The organism is Nonomuraea sp. NPDC004702, from assembly GCF_053601695.1.
The window spans coordinates 1-18468 of sequence record NZ_JBSGCE010000065.1; the positions used below are offsets into that span (position 1 = coordinate 1).

An 18468-nucleotide genomic window follows, 5' to 3' on the forward strand; every position below is an offset into this window, starting at 1 on the left:
GCTGCGGGCGATCGCGGGGGCGCCGCCCTCGCTGCTCGCGCCGCCGCCGGGCTGCCGGTTCCACCCGCGCTGCCCGGCCGCCCTGGACGTCTGCGCGACCACGCGCCCGCCGCTCACCGGCGACCCCCACCGGGTCGCGTGCCACCTGGAAGGAGCCGACCACTGATGCTCTCCGTGCGCGACCTGCGGATGACCTTCTCCGGACGCCGCGGGCAACGGGTCCGGGCGGTGGACGGCGTGAGCTTCGACGTGCCGGAAGGCCAGGCGCTCGGGCTGGTCGGGGAGTCGGGCTGCGGCAAGTCCACCACCGGGCGCATGATCGTGCGGCTGCTGGAGCCCACCGGCGGGACCGTCACCTTCGACGGCCACGACATCACCCATCTGGGCCCCCGGGCCCTGCTGCCGATGCGCGGCCGGCTCCAGATGATCTTCCAGGACCCGTACGCGTCGCTCAACCCGCGCCACACCGTCCGGCAGATCGTCGCCGGGCCGCGCCGGACGGTCGACCGGGACGGCGTGGTCGAGCTGCTCCGGCTCGTCGGCCTGGACGCCGAGCACGCCGACCGCTACCCCCACGAGTTCTCCGGCGGCCAGGCGCAGCGGATCGGCATCGCCCGCGCGCTCGCCTCCAGGCCCCGTCTGGTGGTCTGCGACGAGCCGGTCTCGGCGCTGGACGTGTCCATCCAGGCCCAGATCGTCAACCTGCTCGCCGACCTGCGGGCCGACCTCGGGCTCGGCTACCTGTTCATCGCCCACGACCTGTCGGTGGTGCGGCACATGTGCGAGACGGTCGCCGTCATGTACCTGGGCCGGATCGTGGAGACCGGCTCGTCGGACACCGTCTACTCCGATCCCGCCCACCCCTACACGCGCACGCTCCTGTCGGCCGTGCCGGTGCCCGATCCGGAGGTGGAGGCCACGCGGGAGCGCATCGTCCTGCACGGCGACCCGCCCAGCCCGCTCGCGCCGCCGCCCGGCTGCACCTTCCATCCCCGCTGCCCGAAGGCGCAGCCGTTGTGCCGGACCGAGCCGCCCGCGCTCACGACGGTCAGGGGACGGCAGGTGAGCTGCCACTTCCCGGAGGAGTGAACGGGCTCGCGTAGAGATCCCGGAAGGCGGCGGCGGCCGGCCCGGGCTCATTCGGGGGCGACCGGCGTGACGTAGACCTCGCGGATCTCCGGACGCCGCCGCAGCCGGTCCTCGACCGCGGCCATGGCCCGCTCGGCCCGGGGAAGGTCGGTGGCCGAGGCGAGGGTCACCCGGGCGGCCACCATGACCTGGTGGGGCCCGACAATGACCGCGATCACCCCGCGCACCCCCGTGACGTCCGGCACCTCGACGATCGCGCGGCGGATGCGGGCCAGGTCGGCGGCGTCCACGCTGGGCGCGGCGATGAGGTTCTGGTTGAGCCGCAGCAGCAGGCCCGAGACGGCGACCAGCAGGACCCCGATCAGCACGCTGCCCAGCGAGTCGAAGACCTCGTTCCCGGTCGCCTGGTGCAGCGCGAGGCCGGCCACCGCGATCGGGCCGCTGACCACGGCCGCCGCGTTGGCGAGGGTCACGGTCTTGGCCGCCGGGTCGCTGCCGGCCAGCAGCTCCGCCCACAACGACCGGCCGGTGACCGTGGCCCGCGCGCCGAGCGCCCGTACCGAGACGACCAGGGCCCACCCGTCGCTGACCGTGATCAGCACGATCACCAGGTAGCCCAGCGCGTACGAACCGCCCGAGGCCGACGGCTCGCCCAGACCCTCCACGATCGAGGCGACGCCCCCGCCCACGAACAGTCCCACGGCGGCGAACAGCGACCAGAAGAAGATCTCCTGCCCGTAGCCGAGCGGGTGCCGCTCGTCGGGCGGGCGCGCCACCCGCGACAGCCCGATGAGCAGGAACACCTCCACCCCGAAGTCGGCCACGCTGAACATGGCCTCGGCGTACAGGATGGCCGAGCCGGTGACCGCCGCCAGGACCCCGAGGACGACGGCCTGCGCCCCCACGACCACCATCGTGACGATCACGCTGGTCCGGCTGCTGGGCTGCGCGCTCATGACGGCACGACCTCCCGGCCGGCGGTCATCGCTTCGGTGTCACCCGTACGACGGCGCGGCCGCGGTCGAAGGAGAGGAAGCGCAGGACGACGTCGTTCAGGGTGAGCGTGGTGACGCCCCGGATGTAGCCCGAGCAGCCCCCGCCCTCGTCGAACTTGCAGGTGGACGCGCCGCCCTGCTCGCCCTGGGAGCTCATGTCCCCGCCACCGGTGAAGTCCGCCTCCCACGTGACCTTGTCGCCCTGGACGCTCGCGACGGCGAACCGGGAGACCCCGTGACGCTGCCCGAACTTCAGGACGTCGCCCGCCCGGAGGGTGACCTCGCACCGGGCGTCCGCGCACCCGCCGACCTCCCGCCCGCCCTCGCCCGCGGCGGCACCGGAAGACGACCCGTCCGGCGCGGACCCGTCCGGCGCGGATTCGGACGCGGCGGATCCGGGCGGCGCGGGCGCGGACGGCGACGTGCGCCCGGCCGTCCCGACGGGACCGGCGCATCCGGTCAGCGAGCAAGCCAGCAGAAGTACAAGCCACTTGACCATGGCAAACACCCTAGGCGCCGGGACGGACCCGGCCCCGGAGCCTCGCCCGGCGCGCCGCCGCACGTGCTCAACGAGTGACGCGCAGGGCCCACTCGACCGAGTCCGGAGCCTGGACCCGTACCGTCAGGGTCTTCCCGCGGCCCAGGTCGAGGCGGTTCATGACGGGGCTGATCAGGTCGTCGAGGCAGGTGAAGCTCATGTTGACGTCCGGCTCCAGGATGATCTCCGCCTTGCCGTCGCCCCGGCACCGGAACAGCACCCACAGCTCGTCCTTGCCGGGCGGCACGTCGCCCACGACCATGCTGCCCTTCCGCGGCCCCGCCTTGAGCACGGTGGTGGTCCCGGCTTCCACGCCGGGCAGGCGCAGGGCCTCATGACCGGGTGAGGACGTGCTGGACGGGGTGGCCTCCCGCCGTACAGCCGCCGGACCGGCCGGAGGCGTGGCCGTGCAGGCCGTCGCCGGCCACAGCAGGCAGCAGGAGCCGACGAGAGACGCCGTCTTCCGGATCGTCATGCCGAGATCCCCTTTGTCTGGCGGGCCGGCCGACGCACGCGCGGGCCGGTCGCGAATGGAACGGGTCCGGAACGGGATGGAACGCCCTGTATTACGTGAGTCATTCGTCGGAGTCCTTGATACCCGCCGGCCACACCGGCCACGTCAGCGGGCGGCGCCGTTCTCCGGTGTCGTCGTTGGCGTTGCTCATCGCCGGTCAGGGGTTCTCCGGGTTCGGCGACCAGTTCTTCGTCGTCGCCCTTCCGGGGATCGTGCTGCTGCGGCACGGCACCGCGACCCTCGGCACGGTGCTGACCGTCTACGGCGTCTTCCGGTTGATCGGGCTCGTGCTCGGCGGCCCGCTCGCGGACCGCTGGGCGCCCAGGCCGGTCATGCTGGCGGCCGACCTCGTGCGGGCCCCGGCCGCCGGGCTGCTGTGCGCCCTGGCGTGGGACGGCGCGGACCGGCTCTGGGCGATGGCGGCGGGCACGGCGGTGCTCGGCCTGGCCGGGGGCGCCTTCCTGCCGGCGAACTTCTCCGTCATTCCCGACATCGTCGAGGAGTCGCGGGTCCAGAGCGCCAACAGCCGCAATTACGCGACCGCGCAGGCCGTCGCGCTGACCGGGCCGGTGGTCGCGGGCGTGTTCGTCGGCCGTCTGGGCCCTGGGCCGGCGCTCGCCGTGGACGCGGCCTCGTTCGCGGTGTCGGTGGCGACCCTGTGGTTCGTCCGGCCGCGCCCCGGCCGGGTGCGTCCGGAGCGGGGGCGCGGCGGGCCCGGCATGTGGGCCGTCGTGCGCGGGTTCCCGCTGTTCAGGGCCATCCTGACGCTGGCCGCCGTCGGCAATCTCGGGTTCGCCGGGATCCTGGAGGTCGGGTTGCCCGCGCTGCTGCACGAGAGCGCGCCGGCCACGTTCTCCACCGCGTACGGGATCGTGCTGGGGGCCTTCGGGCTCGGCGCGCTGGCGGGCAGCGTCGCGGCGGGCCTGCTGCCCGCCCCGCGCAACCCGGTACGGGCGGCGGTGCTGCTGATGCTCCCGCAGGCCGCGCTGCTCGGCACGGTCGGCCTGGCCGAGGGCCGGGTCTGGCCCGCGGCGCTCTTCCTCGGCGCGGGCGCGGCGAACGCGGCGGGCAACGTGCTGCTGATCACCGTCGTGCACACCACGCTGCCCGCGGCGGTGCGCGGGCGCGTGTCCGGGGCGCTGCTGGTGGCCTCGTTCGGGCTCTTCCCCGTGGGCGCGCTGCTCGCGGGACTCCTGGCTTCCGCGGCCGGACCGAGGACGGTGTTCCTCTTCGGCGCCGCCCTCGTGGCCGCGGCAGGCGTGGCCGGTCTCGTCTCCGGGCCGGTCCGGACATTCGCGAGAGGGGGTGAATCGCATGACGTACGAGATGAACGACCTGGGCACTGAGGCGCCGGTCGAGGTGAGCTGGATCATTTTCTGATCCCGGCGACAGGCCGCGGAAAGCGGCAGACAGCAAGAGGGCATCCGGGGGGGTACGGCCGCCCCCGGATGCCCGTCCGGCCAGTTCCGACCCGACGGCAAGGACGAAGGAAAATGCCCGTTTCGCTCGACAGACTCATCCGCGTCAAACCCATCTACCCGGTGTACCGGCTGGACGGCACCCGGTTCCGGATCGGCGCCCAGGCAGGCGTCACCGTCGACTTCACCGACCCGTACGGACAACTCTGGACCCTCGTCGAGGCGCTCGACGGCACCCGGACGCTCGGCGAGGTCGCCGCGGCCGTGGGCCGGGCGCACCCGGGAATCGGCGTCGAGGACGTGCTCGGCGCCGTACGCGACCTGGACGGCCGCGGCTTCCTGGAGGATGCCCGCCCCAGCCCGTACGACGGCGGCGACGCGCGCCGCTACCAGGGCAACGTCAACTACTTCAGCCACTACGCAGGCCTGTCCGCCGCCCGCGAGCAGCCGCAGGACCGGCTGCGCGGCGCCCACTGCGTGCTGCTCGGCCTGGGCGGCGGCGGCTCGTACATCCTGCCCATGCTGCTGGCGGCCGGGTTCGGCCGGATCACGGCCGTCGACTACGACCGGGTCGAGCTGAGCAACCTGAACCGGCAGTTCCTCTACCGGGAGAGCGACCTCGGCGCGTACAAGACCGCGGTGGCCGCGCGGACGGCCAGGGAGGTGAACCCTGGCGTCGAGTTCGCCGCCGTGCAGCGCAGGATCGAGTCGGCCGCCGACGTCGCCCGGCTCGTCCGGGGCGCCGACGTCGCGATCTGCGCGATCGACGAGCCGCCGTTCGTCGCCCAGCGCCGGGTGAACGCGGGCTGCGTGCAGGAGGGGGTGCCGTACGTGTGCGGCGGCTCGTTCGTCACCCGGGGCCGGCTGTTCTCGGTGCGTCCGCACGAGACGGGCTGCATGGACTGCCTGCACCTGTACTACTCGCGCGCCGACCCCAGCTACCTCGCCCAGCTCGCCGGGGCGCTGCGGGCCGAGCACGGCCGGGTCACCCTCGCCTTCGCCCCGCACATCGCACTGATCGCCTCGCTGATCACCGGCGAGGCGATCCGGCTGGTCACCGGCCACGCCGAGCCGATCGCCCTGGGCCGCCAGCTCGACGTGCACTTCGAGACCGGCGAGCTGGAGGTCATGTCCCAGTGGCCGCGCGACCCGGACGGCTGCCCGGTCTGCGGCGACGGCGCCGACGCGGCCTCGTTCGCCGTGTGGGCGGAGGCGGAGAGCGGCTCGCCTATGCTTCGCTAGATGGACGTCATCCATCCCCCCAAACTCAAAGCGGGCGACGTCGTCCGCGTCGTCGCGCCGGCCTGCTCGCGCGCGATGGTCATGGAGCACGACCACACCGCGCACATCGACGCCCGCTTCGCCGAGCTCGGCCTGACGCTCACCTACGGCCGCCACGTAGACGAGCGGGACGCCTTCCACTCCAGCAGCGTCGCCTCCCGCGTCGCCGACCTGCACGACGCCTTCGCCGACCCGTCGGTGGCGGCGATCCTGACGGTCATCGGCGGCTACAACTGCAACGAGCTCCTGCCGCACCTCGACTGGGAGCTGATCCGGGCCAACCCCAAGATCCTGTGCGGCTACTCCGACATCACCGCCCTGCAGAACGCCATCCTCGCCCGCGCCGGGCTGGTCACGTACTCGGGGCCCCACTGGTCGACGTTCGGGATGCGCGACCACTTCGAGCAGACCCTGGAGTGGTTCGCCGCCGTCCTGTTCGGCGACGCGCCGGTCGAGCTGGGGGCGTCGAAGTACTGGACCGACGACCTGTGGTTCCTCGACCAGGACGGGCGCGAGCCGATGCCCAACGAGGGCTGGTGGCCGCTGCGGCCCGGCGCCGCCGAGGGGCGCGTCGTCGGCGGCAACCTCTGCACCCTGAACCTGCTGCAGGGCACGCCGTACATGCCGTCACTCGACGACGCGCTGCTGATCGTGGAGGACGACCTGGAGTCCCACCCGGCGATCTTCGCCCGCAACCTCACCTCGCTGCTCCAGCTCCCGGGCGCCGAGACCGTCCGCGGCCTGGTGATCGGGCGGTTCCAACAGGCCAGCCGGATGACCCGGGACCTGCTTGAGCAGATCGTCGAGACGCAGCCGGGGTTGCGGGACGTCCCCGTCCTGGCCAACGTCGACGTCGGCCACACCAACCCGCTGGCCACCTTCCCGGTCGGCGGCCGGGCCCGCCTGACGGTCGGCCCGGAACCGTCGCTGACCCTCGTCCGCCACTGACCTTCGATCGACCGGTGCCCCTCGATCGGCCCGTGACCCGCCGCTAGGACGCGGCGGCGGGCTCGCGGCGCGGGGCCGTGGCCTCGGCCAGGGCCCTGCGCTCGGCCTCGACCAGGGTGCGGCAGCGCGCCGCCTCGGCCTCCACCCGGGCCTCGTCCCAGCCGAGCAGCCCCGCCATCAGCCGCGCCACCACCGGGGCCGCGTCGAGCGCGGCCGGGATCGCCTCGATGAGCATCCGGGTCCGGCGCGACAGGACGTCCTCGGCGTGCAGCGCGCCCTCGTGCGTGACGGCGTACACGACCTCGGCCCTGATCCACGGGCACCCCTCCACCAGTGGCTCGCCGAGCGAGCGGTCGTCGTCGACCAGGGCGAGCACCTCCATCGCGAGCGTGCCGTAGCGCTGGACGAGATGCTCCACCACGTCGGCGTCCACGTCGTGGTCCTCGGCCAGCCGCCGCACGGACGCGCGCACCGCCGGCAGCCCGTCCGCGCCGATCAGCGGCAGCCGGTCGGTCACCGACTCCGGCACGTCGAAGCCCTCCAGCGCCGCGTCGACCACGTCCTTGGCCATGACCCGGTACGTGGTGAACTTGCCCCCGGCGATCGTGGCCAGGCCCGGCGCCGGCACGTCCACGACGTGCTCGCGGGACAGCTTCGTGGTCGCCGAGCTCTCGTCGGCCGCCACCAGCGGGCGCAGGCCGACGTAGACGCCCACCACGTCGTCACGGGTCAGCGGCCGGGCCAGCACGGCGTTGGCACGGTCGAGGATGTAGTCGATGTCCTCGCCGGTGGCGGCCGGCTCCTCGCGGTCGCCGTCGTACTCGGTGTCGGTGGTGCCGACGATCCACCGCCGCCGCGTCCACGGGATGATGAACAGCACGCTCTTCTCGGTCGGGATGATCATGCCGGTGGCCGAGTCGATGGCCTCGCCCGGCACCATGACGTGCACGCCCTTCGACATCCTGACCTTGAAACCGGCCGGCGCCGAGCCGGGCAGCCCGTTGATCGGGTCGGTCCACACGCCCGCGCACACCACCACGGCGTCCGCCCTGACGTCGAGGTCGCGGCCGGTCTCCTCGTCGTGCACACGGGCGCCGACGACGCGCTCGCTGCCCTGGTCGCGCAGCATCTCGACGACCCGCGTCCGGGTGGCGACCACGGCGCCGTGCGCGGCGGCCGTCCTGGCCAGGGTGAGGGTGAAACGCGCGTCGTCCACCTGGGCGTCGAAGTAGATCATGCTGCCCGACACCGCGTCCGCGCGCAGGCCGGGCGCCATCCGCCGCGACTCCTTGACCGACAGGTACCGGTGCCGGGGCATCGGCCGGCGCATGCCCTCCAGCGTGTCGTACAGGGTCAGTCCGGCCCCCACGTACGGCCGCTCGATGAGCCCGTGCTGCAGCGGATACAGGAACGTGACCGGCTTGACCAGGTGCGGGGCCAGCCGCGAGACCAGCAGGTCCCGCTCCTTCAGCGCCTCGCGGACCAGCTTGAAGTCGAACTGCTCCAGGTAGCGCAGCCCGCCGTGGATGAGCTTGCTCGACCTGCTCGACGTGCCGGCGGCCAGGTCGCGGCTCTCCACCAGCGCGACCCGCAGCCCGCGGGAGGCGGCGTCCAGCGCGGCGCCCGCGCCGGTCACGCCGCCACCGATCACCAGCACGTCGAAGGACTGCTCCGCCAGCCGGTCGATGGCTGCCTGACGGTTCCTGGCGTCCATCGCCCCGGTCATGTTCATGGATCCCCCGAACAACACTTTGTGCTCAAACGCTCACGATCCGTATACGTTTCCCCGATCAGGGAATGGCACACAACGCCGACACCACGAAAGCGGGGACAGCGGTGGTCGAACGTGTCAAACGCCTGGAACTGGCCGGTGAGCTCATCGCCGAGTTCGCCGGCACGATGGTGCTCATCCTGTTCGGGGTGGGCGTCGTCGCCCAAGTGGTCGCGGCCGGCCTCGGCGATCACGACAGCATCGCCTGGGCATGGGGGATCGGCGTCGCGCTCGGCGTCTACGTCGCGGGCCGCATCACCGGCGCCCATCTCAACCCGGCCGTCACGCTGGCGTTCGCGACCTTCCGCGGGTTCCCGTGGGCCAAGGTGCTGCCGTACTCGCTGGCGCAGACCGTGGGGGCGTTCGTCGGGGCGCTGCTGGTGCGCTGGAACTACACCGAGGTGCTGAACAAGGTGGACCCCGGGCACACGCTGAAGACCCAGACCGTCTTCTCCACCCTGCCCGGCAACGGCACGCTCCCGGTCAGCGCCTGGGGCGGGTTCCGCGACCAGATCATCGGCACCGCCATCCTGATGTTCGTCCTGTACGCCCTGTCCGACTCGCACAACCTCGCGCCCGGCGCCAACCTCGGCCCGGTGGTCATCGGCCTGCTCATCGTCGGCATCGGCATGGCGTGGGGCGCCGACGCCGGCTACGCGATCAACCCGGCGCGCGACTTCGGGCCGCGCCTGGCCAGCTACCTCACCGGCTACTCCGGCGCCTGGCGCGACCAGTACGGCGACCTGTACTTCTGGGTGCCCATCGTCGGCCCCCTGCTCGGCGGCCTGGCCGGCGCCGGGCTCTACCAGCTCATGATCGCCCGGTTCCTCCCCGAGCCCGAGCCCGACATCGAGGACGCGGGCCGCGTCTGACCCGAACGGAGGAGAACGACCATGCCCGATTTCGTGGGGGCCGTCGACCAGGGCACCACCAGCACCAGGTTCATGATCTTCAATCACAGCGGCCTGGAGGTGTGCAAGTTCCAGCTCGAACACGACCAGATCCTGCCCAGGGCGGGCTGGGTGGAGCACAACCCGATCGAGATCTCGACCAGGACCTCCGCGGTGATCGAGACCGCGCTCCAGCGCACCGGGCTGCACGACACCGACCTGGCCGCCGTGGGCATCACCAACCAGCGCGAGACCACGGTCGTGTGGAACCCGCGCACCGGCCGCCCGTACTGCAACGCCATCGTGTGGCAGGACACCCGCAGCGCCAGGATCGCCGCGCAGCTCGAACGGGACGGCCGCGGCGAGGTCATCCGCAGGAAGACGGGCCTGCGGCCGGACGCCTACTTCTCCGGCGGCAAGATCCAGTGGATCCTGGAGAACGTCGAGGGCGTGCGCCAGGCGGCCGGGCGGGGCGAGGCGGTCTTCGGCAACACCGACACCTGGACCCTGTGGAACCTCACCGGCGGCGCCCGCGGCGGCGTGCACGTCACCGACGTGACCAACGCCAGCCGCACCATGCTGATGGACCTGGAGACGCTGGAGTGGGACGACGAGCTGCTCTCCTTCTTCGACATCCCGCGCGAGATGCTGCCGGAGATCCGCCCGTCCTCCGAGCCCGCCTCCTACGGCACGACCAGCAGGTACGGCGCGTTCGGCGGCGAGGTGCCGATCACCGGCATCCTCGGCGACCAGCAGGCGGCCACCGTCGGCCAGGTGTGCTTCTCGCCGGGCGAGGCCAAGAACACCTACGGCACCGGCAACTTCATGCTCCTCAACACCGGCACCGACCTCGTGCGCTCCGAGCGCGGCCTGCTCACCACCGTCGCCTACAAGTTCGCCGGCCAGCCGGCCGTGTTCGCGCTGGAGGGCTCGATCGCCGTGACCGGGTCGGCCGTGCAGTGGCTGCGCGACCAGTTGCACATCATCCGGTCCTCCGCGCAGAGCGAGGACCTGGCCCGGCAGGTGACCGACAACGGCGGGATCTACTTCGTCCCGGCGTTCTCGGGGTTGTTCGCGCCGTACTGGCGGCCCGACGCGCGCGGCGCGATCGTCGGCCTGTCCCGCTACAACAGGGACGCCCACCTGGCGCGCGCCACGCTGGAGGCCATCTGCTACCAGAGCCGGGACGTCGTGGAGGCCATGCAGCAGGACTCCGGCGTGGTGCTGGACGTGCTCAAGGTCGACGGCGGCGTCACCGCCAACAACCTGTGCATGCAACTCCAGTCCGACATCCTGGGCGTGCCGGTCAGCCGTCCCGTGGTGGCCGAGACGACCGCACTGGGCGCCGCGTACGCCGCCGGGCTGGCCGTCGGCTACTGGAAGGACACCGACGAGCTGCGCGCCAACTGGGCCGAGGACCGGCGCTGGAACCCGGAGTGGACCGACGAGCAGCGCGAGAAGGGGTACGAGGGCTGGAAACGCGCGGTGAGCCGCACCCTCGACTGGGAGACCTGACCGCCGCCGAAGGCGCGCGACGCCCTTACCGTGCGCTTACCGGGGCGGCGCCCAGAATGAGGTCTCCAGCGGAAGGAGACAGCGTGCGATTACCGTCCCATGCCGGCCGGACCCCTGGTGGCCACGCTCCGCCCGGCAGGGCCGCGGCGCTGTTCGGAAAGCTGGGCATCCGCGCCCGGCTGACGCTCACGTACGGATCCATGCTGTTCGTCGGCGGCACGCTCCTGCTCACCGTCGCCTACCTGCTGCTGCGCGCGGTGCTCGACGGCGTGGAGTTCTCGCTGGACGTGCCGCCGGGCATCCCCGACGAGCTGGTGACGGTCTGGCGGCACCAGATCGAGATCCAGGCCGTCAAGCTGGACGAGCAGATCCTGAGCCGCATGATCCAGCGGTCCGTGCTGATCCTGCTGGGCGTCGGCCTGTTCGCGCTCGTCTTCGGCTACCTGGTCGCCGACCGGGCGTTGCGGCCGGTCGCCAAGATGACCGCGACGGCCCGCAAGCTGTCCGAGAGCACGCTGGCCCACCAGCGCATCGACCTCCAGGGCCCGGACGACGAGCTGAAGGAACTGGCCGACACCTTCGACTCGATGCTGACCCGGCTCAACAGCGCCTTCAACTCCCAGCGCCGCTTCGTCGCCAACGCCTCCCACCAGCTCCGCACGCCCCTGACCATCAACCGCACGGTCCTGGAGATCGCGCTCTCCGACCCGGCGGCCTCACCCGACCTCAAGGCCCTCGCCCGCACCCTGCTGGAGGTCAACGCGCGCAACGAGAAGCTCATCGAAGGGCTGCTGCTCCTGGCCAGGAGCGAACGGGAGCTCGCGCGCCGCAAGCCGGTGGACATCGACGACGTGGCGCTGACGGCGGTGGAGCAGCTGACGCCCGTCGCTGACCAGCGCGGCGTGACCGTCGTCTCCCGCCTCGGCGGCACGACCATGGCGGGCGACCCCGTCCTCCTGGAACACGCCGTGGGGAACCTGGTGGACAACGCCATCAAGTACAACCTCCCGCAGGACGGGCAGGTCTGGATCAGCACGGAGGAGACGCTGAGCGGCGAGGTCGTCGTCAGGGTGGCCAACACCGGGCAACCCGTGCCGGCGTACGAGGTGGGCAGCCTGTTCGAGCCGTTCCGTCGGCTCAACGCCGACCGGGTGGACTCGGCGAACGGCTCGGGGCTCGGACTGTCGATCGTCCGCGCGGTCGTCCAGGCCCACGGCGGCGAGGTGACCGCGACCCCGCGCGAGGGCGGCGGCCTGACCGTGACGATCAGCCTTCCCGGCCGCTGAGGCGCCCCGGCCCGGCCCCCGATCCGGGCGCGGGCCGCCTGCGGGGCGGGTCGATCACATGCCGGACGGCGGGTACGCCTCCGGGTGCTCCTTCGGGTCGGGCAGCTGGTCCCAGGACGGGTCGTCGATCACCTTGCAGGGCTTGGCCGGCCCGTCGACCAGGAAGCCGCTGAACTGCCACAGCACCCTGGGCTTCTCGGGGCCGGAGGTCTGGTCGCCGTTCTCGGTGAACTCCAGAACCGCGGTCTGCCCCGTCTTGATGCGCTTGGGGTCGATCCGTACCTGGCCGCCGCCCATCCGGAACGTCTTCGCGTTGGGGCTGTTCTCGATCGCCTCCCTGATCCTCTTCCGGACCGCGGGGTCCTTGCTCTGGAGCTCTTCCTTGGTGAAGGACGGGCCGGCGTCGGCGGGGGCGCGGTCGGGGGCGCAGCGGGTGCCGGGCTTGAGGTAGGAGACGTCGGAGGGCACGCCGAGCGCCGCCAGGTCCTTCTCCACCTGGCCGGGGTCGCGGAACTCGTTGATCCGCAGCGTGATCGTGCCGTCGGTGTTCTTGGTGAGCGCGTAGGCGGGGGCGTCCGAACCGTTGAGGAACGGCGTCACGACCGCCGCGGCGGCCGCGACGGCGGCCACCGCCGCGCCGGTGAGCAGGCGCCGCCTGGTGCGCCGGCGCCGGGCCCCGTTGCGGGCCTCGATCTCGGCCTTCAGTTCCATCAGTACGTGCTCCTTGAAGTTCATCGGATTCCTTCCATGACGAAGGGAGCCAGTTCCGGCACGTCCATGAGCGCGTGGCGGGCGCGGTGCAACCTGGCCCGGGCGGCTCCCTGCCGGATGCCCAGGGCGGTGGCGGCCTCGCTGATCGAGAGCTGGTCGATGACGACCAGTTCGAGCATCGCGCGGTCACCGTCGGGCAGTCCGGCCATGGCCTGGAAGGCCCGCCTGGCCAGGTTCTCGGCGTCTATCCGCGCCACGAGCTCGGCCACGTCGTCGGAGTCGAGATGCCGTCGGCCGCCGACGCGATCGACCAGCCGCGACTCCTTGTACGCCCGCCGCCGCTCGGCGGAGAGCGTGTTGCGTGCGACGCCGTACAACCAGGCGATCTCGCTGCCGCGTCCGGGCCGGTAGGTGTGGGCGGAGTCGAGCACCGCCATGAACACCTCCGCCACCAGGTCGGCGGCCGTGTGGGGATCATCGACCCGGCGGGCGAGGAACGAGGTGACCGCATCGACGTGGCGCCGGTAGAAGGCTTCGAAAGCGTCCGGATCTGTGGCGATATCCGGCTGTTTGCGACGCACCGGCCGTGCTCCCTTCGTCGATTACACCCCTTCTTGGTCAGTAGCCGAGAAAACGTTATGAGAGCCGACAGAACAGACGCCCCGCGCCGTCTCTGACGACGCGGGGCGCGGTCTTGCTACGTTGCCCGGCATGGGCCACGGAAACAGATCACTGAGCCGGGCGGACGTCACCACGGCGTTGGCCATGACCCTGGACGCCGCGGGCGCCGCCGTCCGCTACCGCCTGTGCGGCACGGGCGCGGCGCTTCTCCAAGGCGTCCCGCTGCCGGCCGGGGACATCGACCTCCTGATGCCCGGCCGGCCGGAGCTGCACGCGTTCGCCGCGGCCCTGGCGCCGTTCCCCTGCCTCCACGCCCCCGCCTGGATCCCGGAAAGCGACCAGTACTTCGCCAGATTCGCGGTGAACGGGGTGGAGGTCGAGCTCAGCACCGTCGAGCGGCAGGCCGGTTCGGACGCCCTGGAATGCGTCGGCGAAGGGCCGTGGCGGCATCACGTCCTGGTCGCGTGCGGTCCGCACCAGGTGCCGGCGGTCCGGCTGGAGATCCGGCTGGCCACCGAGCTCCTGCGCGACCGCGCCGACCGGTACGGCCCGCTCGTCGGCCACCTGCGCGCCCACGGCTTCGACCCCGGCCTGCTGCGCCGCGCGATGGAGGCCGCCGGCGTCCCGGCCGCCCGCCGGCGCCCGATCCTGGAAGCTCTCCGGTGACCGACGCCGGGCTCAGGACCGCGAGAACTTCTTGAACAGGAAGAAATAGAGCTTGATGTACTGCCCGACGAGGATGCCGTTGATGATGGTCCCCTCGCGGATGAACTGCGGGCCGCCCAGGAAGATCAGCCCGATCGCCGCGGAGACCACCAGCAGCGTGCAGTCGAAGCCGGTCTTGAGGTTGCCCCACTTGAAGCCGGTCCGCTTGAAGACCGTGTTGACGAACATGTCGACCGGCATGAGCACCAGGTTGGCCCGGATCATCAGGAACAGGCCGAACGCCAGCGTCGCGTCCGCGACCACCAGGAGGACGAACTTGGCGGCGTAGGCGTCCAGCGCGATCCAGCTCGTCAGCATCAGGTTCAGATCGAGGAACGTGGCCAGCACCAGGGCCGGGATCAACGCCAGGAAGTTCCTGAGCTTGAAGTCCTTCGGCAGGACGAGATAGGTCAGCAGCAACATCAGCAGCTCAAGGGCGAAGTTGAAGGTCCCCTGGCTGATCGAGGGGAAGACCAGGGTCATCGTCCGGGTGAGGCTGCTCTGCGGCGAGATGCCGATCCCCGCCCTGATGGCCAGGCTGACCCCCAGGGTCAGCAGGTAGATGCCGGCGCCGTAGGTGATCCAACGCCGCACCAGACTTCCGGTGTCGACGACTCCGGCCTCTTTTTCATGCTGTAGCACAGTTGCCTCCTTGACTGTTGGCTGTTCCGGCCGGAGCCTGCCGGACGACGCGGTGTCCGCTTCTCAGAGCACGGCTCAGACCATGAACCCGAAGCGGTCGAGTGAGATGAACAGGGTCAGGAGCTTGTTGACGACCGGCTCGCCCTCGTTGTGGTTGCCCAGCTTCTCCAGGGCGGCGTCGATCGACCGGGTCGCGTCCACCAGCTCGGCCAGGCTCATGTCCGCCATCACGCCGTAGATGTCGAGCGGCAGCGCGGCCCGCACCTGCCCGTCCTCGGTCACGAGGCAGCCGCCGACGAAGGCGTCGAGCTGCCGGAGGTTGTCGCACATCTCGGCGCTGTCGCTGCCGACCACCACGAAGTAGGCGAAGGGCGCGGGCCAGAACGTCGACACGGCGCCCCGGTCGATCGAGACCCCCTTGAACAGCCCGTTGACCACGTGCCGGGCGCCGTCCGCGTACCGCTGGACGACGGAGATGCGGTTCAGCCTGACACCGTCCACCTCGGGCACGACGGCGCCGTCCGCGAACGGCACCCAGACCTCCTGGGAGAACTTCAGGTGGCCGCGTCCGTAGACGTCGAAGAGCAGGACCTTCGCCCGGCTCCCGTCGGCGGAGATCTCGATGGGCGTGAGGTCGAGCTGTTCGGGAGCCAGGCCGGCGAGGCCGGGCCGGGGCTCCTGCACCATGACCGAATAGTCCAGATCGACCGGCTTGAGGAGCTTGCGGTCCTTGGCGACCAGCTCGCCGCCCTTGAACACGTACAGCGGGTTGATCTTCGACAGGCTGTCGGTCAGCACGATGTCGGCGAAGCGGCCCGGGGCGAGGGAGCCGAAGTCGTGGTCCATGCCGAAGGAGCGCGCGGAGTACAGCGTGCCCATCTTGATCGCCTGGATCGGGGGCAGGCCCATCTCGACGGCCAGGGAGATCACCCAGTCGATGTGCCCCTTGGTCAGCACCCGGTCGACCGAGATGTTGTCGGCGCACATCTGGAAGTTCTCGGCCGGCCAGCGGCGCTTGACGATGGCGCGCAGCATGGTCCTGATCACCTCGGGGCTGCCGACGCCGAACTTGATCTGGGTCTGGAAGCCGTACCGGATGCTCTTCTCGATGTCGTCCTCGTTCCAGACATCGTGGTTGTTGTGCGCGCCGATCGCGGGCATGTAGTTCAGCAACATGTCGGGCAGCGCCGTCACGCCCCAGTGGCTGTTCACGAAGCCGCCGTTGGCGCGGCCCAGGGCGGACTTGCGGAAGTCGTCCTCGTTGCCCGTCATGTAGGACAGGTGGGCGAGCTCGCCCAGCCCGATCACCGGGTCCATCTTCAGCATGGCGTCGGTGACCTCGACCGACGTCTTCTTGCCCGGCGCGAAGGCGTAGATCCGGTAGGGCAGCTTCTCGTAGTCCTTGAACAACGCCGCGGCGGCCTCGACCGCCTCGTCGCCGGCCGCGCTGGCGAAGTCCAGGGTCTCGGCGAAGATGGTGGTCGTGCCGCTCGGGACGATCGCCTCCCCGAACGCCGCCGGGTGGGCCAGCTGGGCGTCGAAGTGCAGGTGCGCGTCGATCAGCCCCGGGATCGCGTACAGGCCCTGGCCGTCGAACACCTCGCGGACCCGCACGATCGACTCGTCCGGGTTCAACGCGATGATCCGCTCGTTGTAGACGAGGATCGAACCCTGGAAGACGCTCTCGCTGTGCACATCCAGCACGCTGAGGTTGCGCAGCAGCAGGTCCGCCTCCCTCTCCCCGCTCAGGATGTCGAAGACCGCCCGCACGTGGTCGTAGTGGACCGAGACCCGGTCCGCCCCACCGGCCTGGCTCGTCTTCTCCTGCTGGAGCATGATTTCCTCGCTTCATTGCTGGGCTGTTGGATTCCGCTCGCGGAACGAGACCCGAGGACGCGGCTCCGGGATGCCGGCAGCCGGTCGCGGAGTTTCAGCACAGGGCCGCCGTGGCCGTGTCGCTCGTACGCGCTGTGGCTATGAAATGGCACGGCACCGTTGCTGACAAGCAGCCGTTTTCGCACGGACTGTACTCTTTTTGCGCACGGTCCGGTTTTGCGCACGGTCCAGCCCAGGGAGGCCCCCATGCTCCACTCACGCGTGCTGCACTACATCGACGAGGTGGCGCGGTACGGCTCCATCCGGGCCGCCGGCGCGAGGCTCCACGTCGCCCCGTCGGCCATCAACCGGCAGATCCTGCTCCTTGAGGAAGAGCTCGGCGAGCCCCTGTTCGAACGCCTGCCGCGCGGCATGCGGCCCACCCCGGCGGGCGAGGTCCTCCTCGCCCACGTGCGCAGGACGCTCCAGGAGTACCGCGAGGCCGTGACGGAGATCCGCGACCTGCAGTCACTGCCGAGCGGCGAGGTGGTGATCGCCACGATGACCGGCCTGGCCAGCAGCATCGTCTCCACCGCCACCGTGAACTTCCACGCCCGCCACCCCGAGGTGCGCATCTCCATCCGCGCACTGTCCACCCACGAGATCCTCCGCGCGGTGGCCGACAGCGAGGCCGACCTGGGCCTCGGATTCAACGTCCCGTCCTCGCCGCAGCTCCAACTGTGCTGGCAGATGGACACCCGGCTCGGCGCGGTCATCGCCCCCGCCCACCCGCTGGCCCGCCTGGAATCCATCCCCTTGGCCCAGTGCGCGGCCTACCCGCTCATCTTCGCCGACCGCTCGATGGTGATCCACGGCATCATCGCCGACACCTTCGCCGAGGCCGGCCTGAAGGTCGAGCCCGCCTTCCACACCAATTCGATCGAGACGATGAAACGCCTGGCCGCCGCGGGGGAGGCCATCGCCTTTCTCAGCAGGTTCGACATGGCCGAGGACCACCACAACGGAACCCTCGCCTTCCGCCCGGTGCGCGACCGCGCCTTCAGCAACAACATCCTGTCGCTCGTCCGCCGCGAGAAACACGGCCCAGGCCCCGCCGCCCTGCTGTTCGCCGAAGAAATCATCCAAACCCTGGAATCCGTGGCCCACCCACCACTCTGACGAACTCGTCAGGGGCATTCGGCGCGCATGATCTCGTCCATGAAGCGGCCGAATTCGAGGTCGTAATACACCCGCGCGATGGGCCAGACCTCCTGGAACTCCTTTATCTTCACGTCCGCCCGCATGATGCGCTGCCAGGTGAGCCATACGTCGTCCGGCATGAGCCCGTTCTTGCGGCTCAAATAGCAGCCCTCGAAGAGGTCGACCTTCCCGATCATGTACATGCGCCGGTTGTTCAGGTCGGGCGACTTCGTGCCGGAGAAGCCTCGCGTACTGAGCACCCAGGCCAGCAGCTTCGGGTCCTGGCGAAGGTGCGCGGTCCTGAATTCGTTCAGCCGGCCGACGAGACTGCGGTAGTCGCCGTATTGCATCGAGCGCGTGAGAGCCTGTGACTGGCGGGACACCAGTCGGAGCTGGAGAGTCGTGAGCACCAGGGCGACCACCACCCCTGAGAAGGACGCTATCTGCAACCAGTCCGACAATCGCATGACTCTCCCCTCGGCCCGCGACCACCCTTTTTCCACCCATTAGCCGGTCAATTCAACGAATT

19 protein-coding genes are annotated in these 18468 nt (G+C 71.0%); 10 read left to right on the forward strand and 9 right to left on the reverse strand.

Features of this window, described 5'->3' with window-relative positions:
• Window positions 1–10: 10 nt before the first annotated feature.
• Both ACWEJ6_RS44220 and ACWEJ6_RS44225 read left to right on the forward strand, forming a co-directional pair.
• Window positions 11–166 carry an oligopeptide/dipeptide ABC transporter ATP-binding protein gene (locus ACWEJ6_RS44220; protein ID WP_452431478.1) on the forward strand — a complete coding sequence of 52 codons (156 nt, stop codon included), beginning with the start codon at window positions 11–13 and terminating at the stop codon, window positions 164–166.
• Complete coding sequence (locus ACWEJ6_RS44225; protein ID WP_352360871.1) at window positions 166–1089, forward strand: ABC transporter ATP-binding protein; 924 nt, start codon at window positions 166–168, stop codon at window positions 1087–1089. The genes ACWEJ6_RS44220 and ACWEJ6_RS44225 overlap by 1 nt, the downstream gene beginning before the upstream one ends.
• 47 nt (window positions 1090–1136) lie before the next feature.
• On the opposite strand, the gene ACWEJ6_RS44230 is transcribed toward ACWEJ6_RS44225, so the two are convergent.
• The 3 genes from ACWEJ6_RS44230 to ACWEJ6_RS44240 all read right to left on the reverse strand — a co-directional run bounded on the left by ACWEJ6_RS44230 (window position 1137) and on the right by ACWEJ6_RS44240 (window position 3097).
• Entirely contained in the window at window positions 1137–2045 is a 909-nt protein-coding gene (locus ACWEJ6_RS44230) for a cation diffusion facilitator family transporter (RefSeq protein WP_452431448.1), read from the reverse strand.
• A gap of 25 nt (window positions 2046–2070) precedes the next feature.
• Window positions 2071–2583: a hypothetical protein gene (locus ACWEJ6_RS44235; protein WP_452431449.1), complete on the reverse strand. Its 513-nt coding sequence runs from the start codon at window positions 2581–2583 to the stop codon at window positions 2071–2073.
• A 67-nt stretch (window positions 2584–2650) separates the two neighbouring features.
• Window positions 2651–3097: a hypothetical protein gene (locus ACWEJ6_RS44240; protein ID WP_452431450.1), complete on the reverse strand. Its 447-nt coding sequence runs from the start codon at window positions 3095–3097 to the stop codon at window positions 2651–2653.
• Between the two features lie 176 nt (window positions 3098–3273).
• On the opposite strand from ACWEJ6_RS44240, the gene ACWEJ6_RS44245 reads away from it, so the two are divergent.
• From ACWEJ6_RS44245 to ACWEJ6_RS44255, 3 genes are all read left to right on the forward strand, one after another.
• Complete coding sequence (locus ACWEJ6_RS44245; RefSeq protein ID WP_452431451.1) at window positions 3274–4482, forward strand: MFS transporter; 1209 nt, start codon at window positions 3274–3276, stop codon at window positions 4480–4482.
• 147 nt (window positions 4483–4629) lie between these two features.
• Complete coding sequence (locus ACWEJ6_RS44250) at window positions 4630–5796, forward strand: HesA/MoeB/ThiF family protein (RefSeq protein ID WP_452431452.1); 1167 nt, start codon at window positions 4630–4632, stop codon at window positions 5794–5796.
• Entirely contained in the window at window positions 5797–6783 is a 987-nt protein-coding gene (locus tag ACWEJ6_RS44255) for a S66 family peptidase (protein ID WP_452431453.1), read from the forward strand. It begins immediately after the preceding gene.
• Window positions 6784–6826: 43 nt separating this feature from the next.
• On the opposite strand, the gene glpD is transcribed toward ACWEJ6_RS44255, so the two are convergent.
• A complete protein-coding gene (gene glpD / locus ACWEJ6_RS44260) occupies window positions 6827–8515 on the reverse strand; it encodes a glycerol-3-phosphate dehydrogenase (RefSeq protein WP_452431454.1) in 1689 nt (562 codons plus the stop codon).
• Window positions 8516–8619: 104 nt separating this feature from the next.
• Between glpD and ACWEJ6_RS44265 the strand changes: the two genes are divergently transcribed.
• The 3 genes from ACWEJ6_RS44265 to ACWEJ6_RS44275 all read left to right on the forward strand — a co-directional run bounded on the left by ACWEJ6_RS44265 (window position 8620) and on the right by ACWEJ6_RS44275 (window position 12245).
• The gene (locus ACWEJ6_RS44265) at window positions 8620–9426 is read left to right on the forward strand and encodes an MIP/aquaporin family protein (protein WP_452431455.1); all 807 of its coding nucleotides are present in this window, start codon (window positions 8620–8622) and stop codon (window positions 9424–9426) included.
• A gap of 21 nt (window positions 9427–9447) precedes the next feature.
• Window positions 9448–10959 carry a glycerol kinase GlpK gene (glpK, locus tag ACWEJ6_RS44270; protein ID WP_452431456.1) on the forward strand — a complete coding sequence of 504 codons (1512 nt, stop codon included), beginning with the start codon at window positions 9448–9450 and terminating at the stop codon, window positions 10957–10959.
• Window positions 10960–11042: 83 nt separating this feature from the next.
• Window positions 11043–12245, forward strand: a complete 1203-nt coding sequence (locus ACWEJ6_RS44275) for a sensor histidine kinase (protein WP_452431457.1) — start codon at window positions 11043–11045, stop codon at window positions 12243–12245.
• A gap of 54 nt (window positions 12246–12299) precedes the next feature.
• Here the strand turns inward: ACWEJ6_RS44275 and ACWEJ6_RS44280 are convergent, their stop codons facing one another.
• Together ACWEJ6_RS44280 and ACWEJ6_RS44285 are read right to left on the reverse strand one after the other, a co-directional pair.
• Window positions 12300–12980, reverse strand: coding sequence for a hypothetical protein (locus ACWEJ6_RS44280; RefSeq protein ID WP_452431458.1), 681 nt, complete (start codon window positions 12978–12980; stop codon window positions 12300–12302).
• Window positions 12977–13537, reverse strand: a complete 561-nt coding sequence (locus tag ACWEJ6_RS44285) for an RNA polymerase sigma factor (RefSeq protein ID WP_387681609.1) — start codon at window positions 13535–13537, stop codon at window positions 12977–12979. Before ACWEJ6_RS44285 ends, ACWEJ6_RS44280 begins: the two co-directional genes overlap by 4 nt.
• A 130-nt stretch (window positions 13538–13667) precedes the next feature.
• Between ACWEJ6_RS44285 and ACWEJ6_RS44290 the strand changes: the two genes are divergently transcribed.
• On the forward strand, window positions 13668–14243 hold the full coding sequence (locus ACWEJ6_RS44290) for a hypothetical protein (protein ID WP_452431459.1): 576 nt from the start codon (window positions 13668–13670) through the stop codon (window positions 14241–14243).
• Window positions 14244–14255: 12 nt separating this feature from the next.
• On the opposite strand, the gene ACWEJ6_RS44295 is transcribed toward ACWEJ6_RS44290, so the two are convergent.
• Window positions 14256–14924, reverse strand: a complete 669-nt coding sequence (locus ACWEJ6_RS44295; RefSeq protein WP_387681603.1) for a YczE/YyaS/YitT family protein — start codon at window positions 14922–14924, stop codon at window positions 14256–14258.
• Between the two features lie 75 nt (window positions 14925–14999).
• Entirely contained in the window at window positions 15000–16760 is a 1761-nt protein-coding gene (locus ACWEJ6_RS44300) for an adenine deaminase C-terminal domain-containing protein (protein WP_452431460.1), read from the reverse strand.
• A 246-nt stretch (window positions 16761–17006) separates the two neighbouring features.
• Between ACWEJ6_RS44300 and ACWEJ6_RS44305 the strand changes: the two genes are divergently transcribed.
• A complete protein-coding gene (locus tag ACWEJ6_RS44305) occupies window positions 17007–17918 on the forward strand; it encodes a LysR family transcriptional regulator (protein WP_352360897.1) in 912 nt (303 codons plus the stop codon).
• Between the two features lie 8 nt (window positions 17919–17926).
• Here ACWEJ6_RS44305 and ACWEJ6_RS44310 read toward each other — a convergent pair whose 3' ends face one another.
• A complete protein-coding gene (locus tag ACWEJ6_RS44310) occupies window positions 17927–18406 on the reverse strand; it encodes a hypothetical protein (RefSeq protein WP_387681596.1) in 480 nt (159 codons plus the stop codon).
• Between the last annotated feature and the right edge of the window lie 62 nt (window positions 18407–18468).

What these genes read in the sequence shown, in the direction of transcription:
- glpK (WP_452431456.1), top strand. Translation starts at nt 9,448, where the DNA reads ATGCCCGATTTCGTGGGGGCCGTCGACCAGGGCACCACCAGCACCAGG.
- ACWEJ6_RS44235 (WP_452431449.1), bottom strand. Translation starts at nt 2,583, where the DNA reads ATGGTCAAGTGGCTTGTACTTCTGCTGGCTTGCTCGCTGACCGGATGC.
- ACWEJ6_RS44280 (WP_452431458.1), bottom strand. Translation starts at nt 12,980, where the DNA reads ATGAACTTCAAGGAGCACGTACTGATGGAACTGAAGGCCGAGATCGAG.
- ACWEJ6_RS44250 (WP_452431452.1), top strand. Translation starts at nt 4,630, where the DNA reads ATGCCCGTTTCGCTCGACAGACTCATCCGCGTCAAACCCATCTACCCG.
- glpD (WP_452431454.1), bottom strand. Translation starts at nt 8,515, where the DNA reads ATGAACATGACCGGGGCGATGGACGCCAGGAACCGTCAGGCAGCCATC.
- ACWEJ6_RS44310 (WP_387681596.1), bottom strand. Translation starts at nt 18,406, where the DNA reads ATGCGATTGTCGGACTGGTTGCAGATAGCGTCCTTCTCAGGGGTGGTG.
- ACWEJ6_RS44300 (WP_452431460.1), bottom strand. Translation starts at nt 16,760, where the DNA reads ATGCTCCAGCAGGAGAAGACGAGCCAGGCCGGTGGGGCGGACCGGGTC.
- ACWEJ6_RS44230 (WP_452431448.1), bottom strand. Translation starts at nt 2,045, where the DNA reads ATGAGCGCGCAGCCCAGCAGCCGGACCAGCGTGATCGTCACGATGGTG.
- ACWEJ6_RS44255 (WP_452431453.1), top strand. Translation starts at nt 5,797, where the DNA reads ATGGACGTCATCCATCCCCCCAAACTCAAAGCGGGCGACGTCGTCCGC.
- ACWEJ6_RS44225 (WP_352360871.1), top strand. Translation starts at nt 166, where the DNA reads ATGCTCTCCGTGCGCGACCTGCGGATGACCTTCTCCGGACGCCGCGGG.
- ACWEJ6_RS44305 (WP_352360897.1), top strand. Translation starts at nt 17,007, where the DNA reads ATGCTCCACTCACGCGTGCTGCACTACATCGACGAGGTGGCGCGGTAC.
- ACWEJ6_RS44240 (WP_452431450.1), bottom strand. Translation starts at nt 3,097, where the DNA reads ATGACGATCCGGAAGACGGCGTCTCTCGTCGGCTCCTGCTGCCTGCTG.
- ACWEJ6_RS44290 (WP_452431459.1), top strand. Translation starts at nt 13,668, where the DNA reads ATGGGCCACGGAAACAGATCACTGAGCCGGGCGGACGTCACCACGGCG.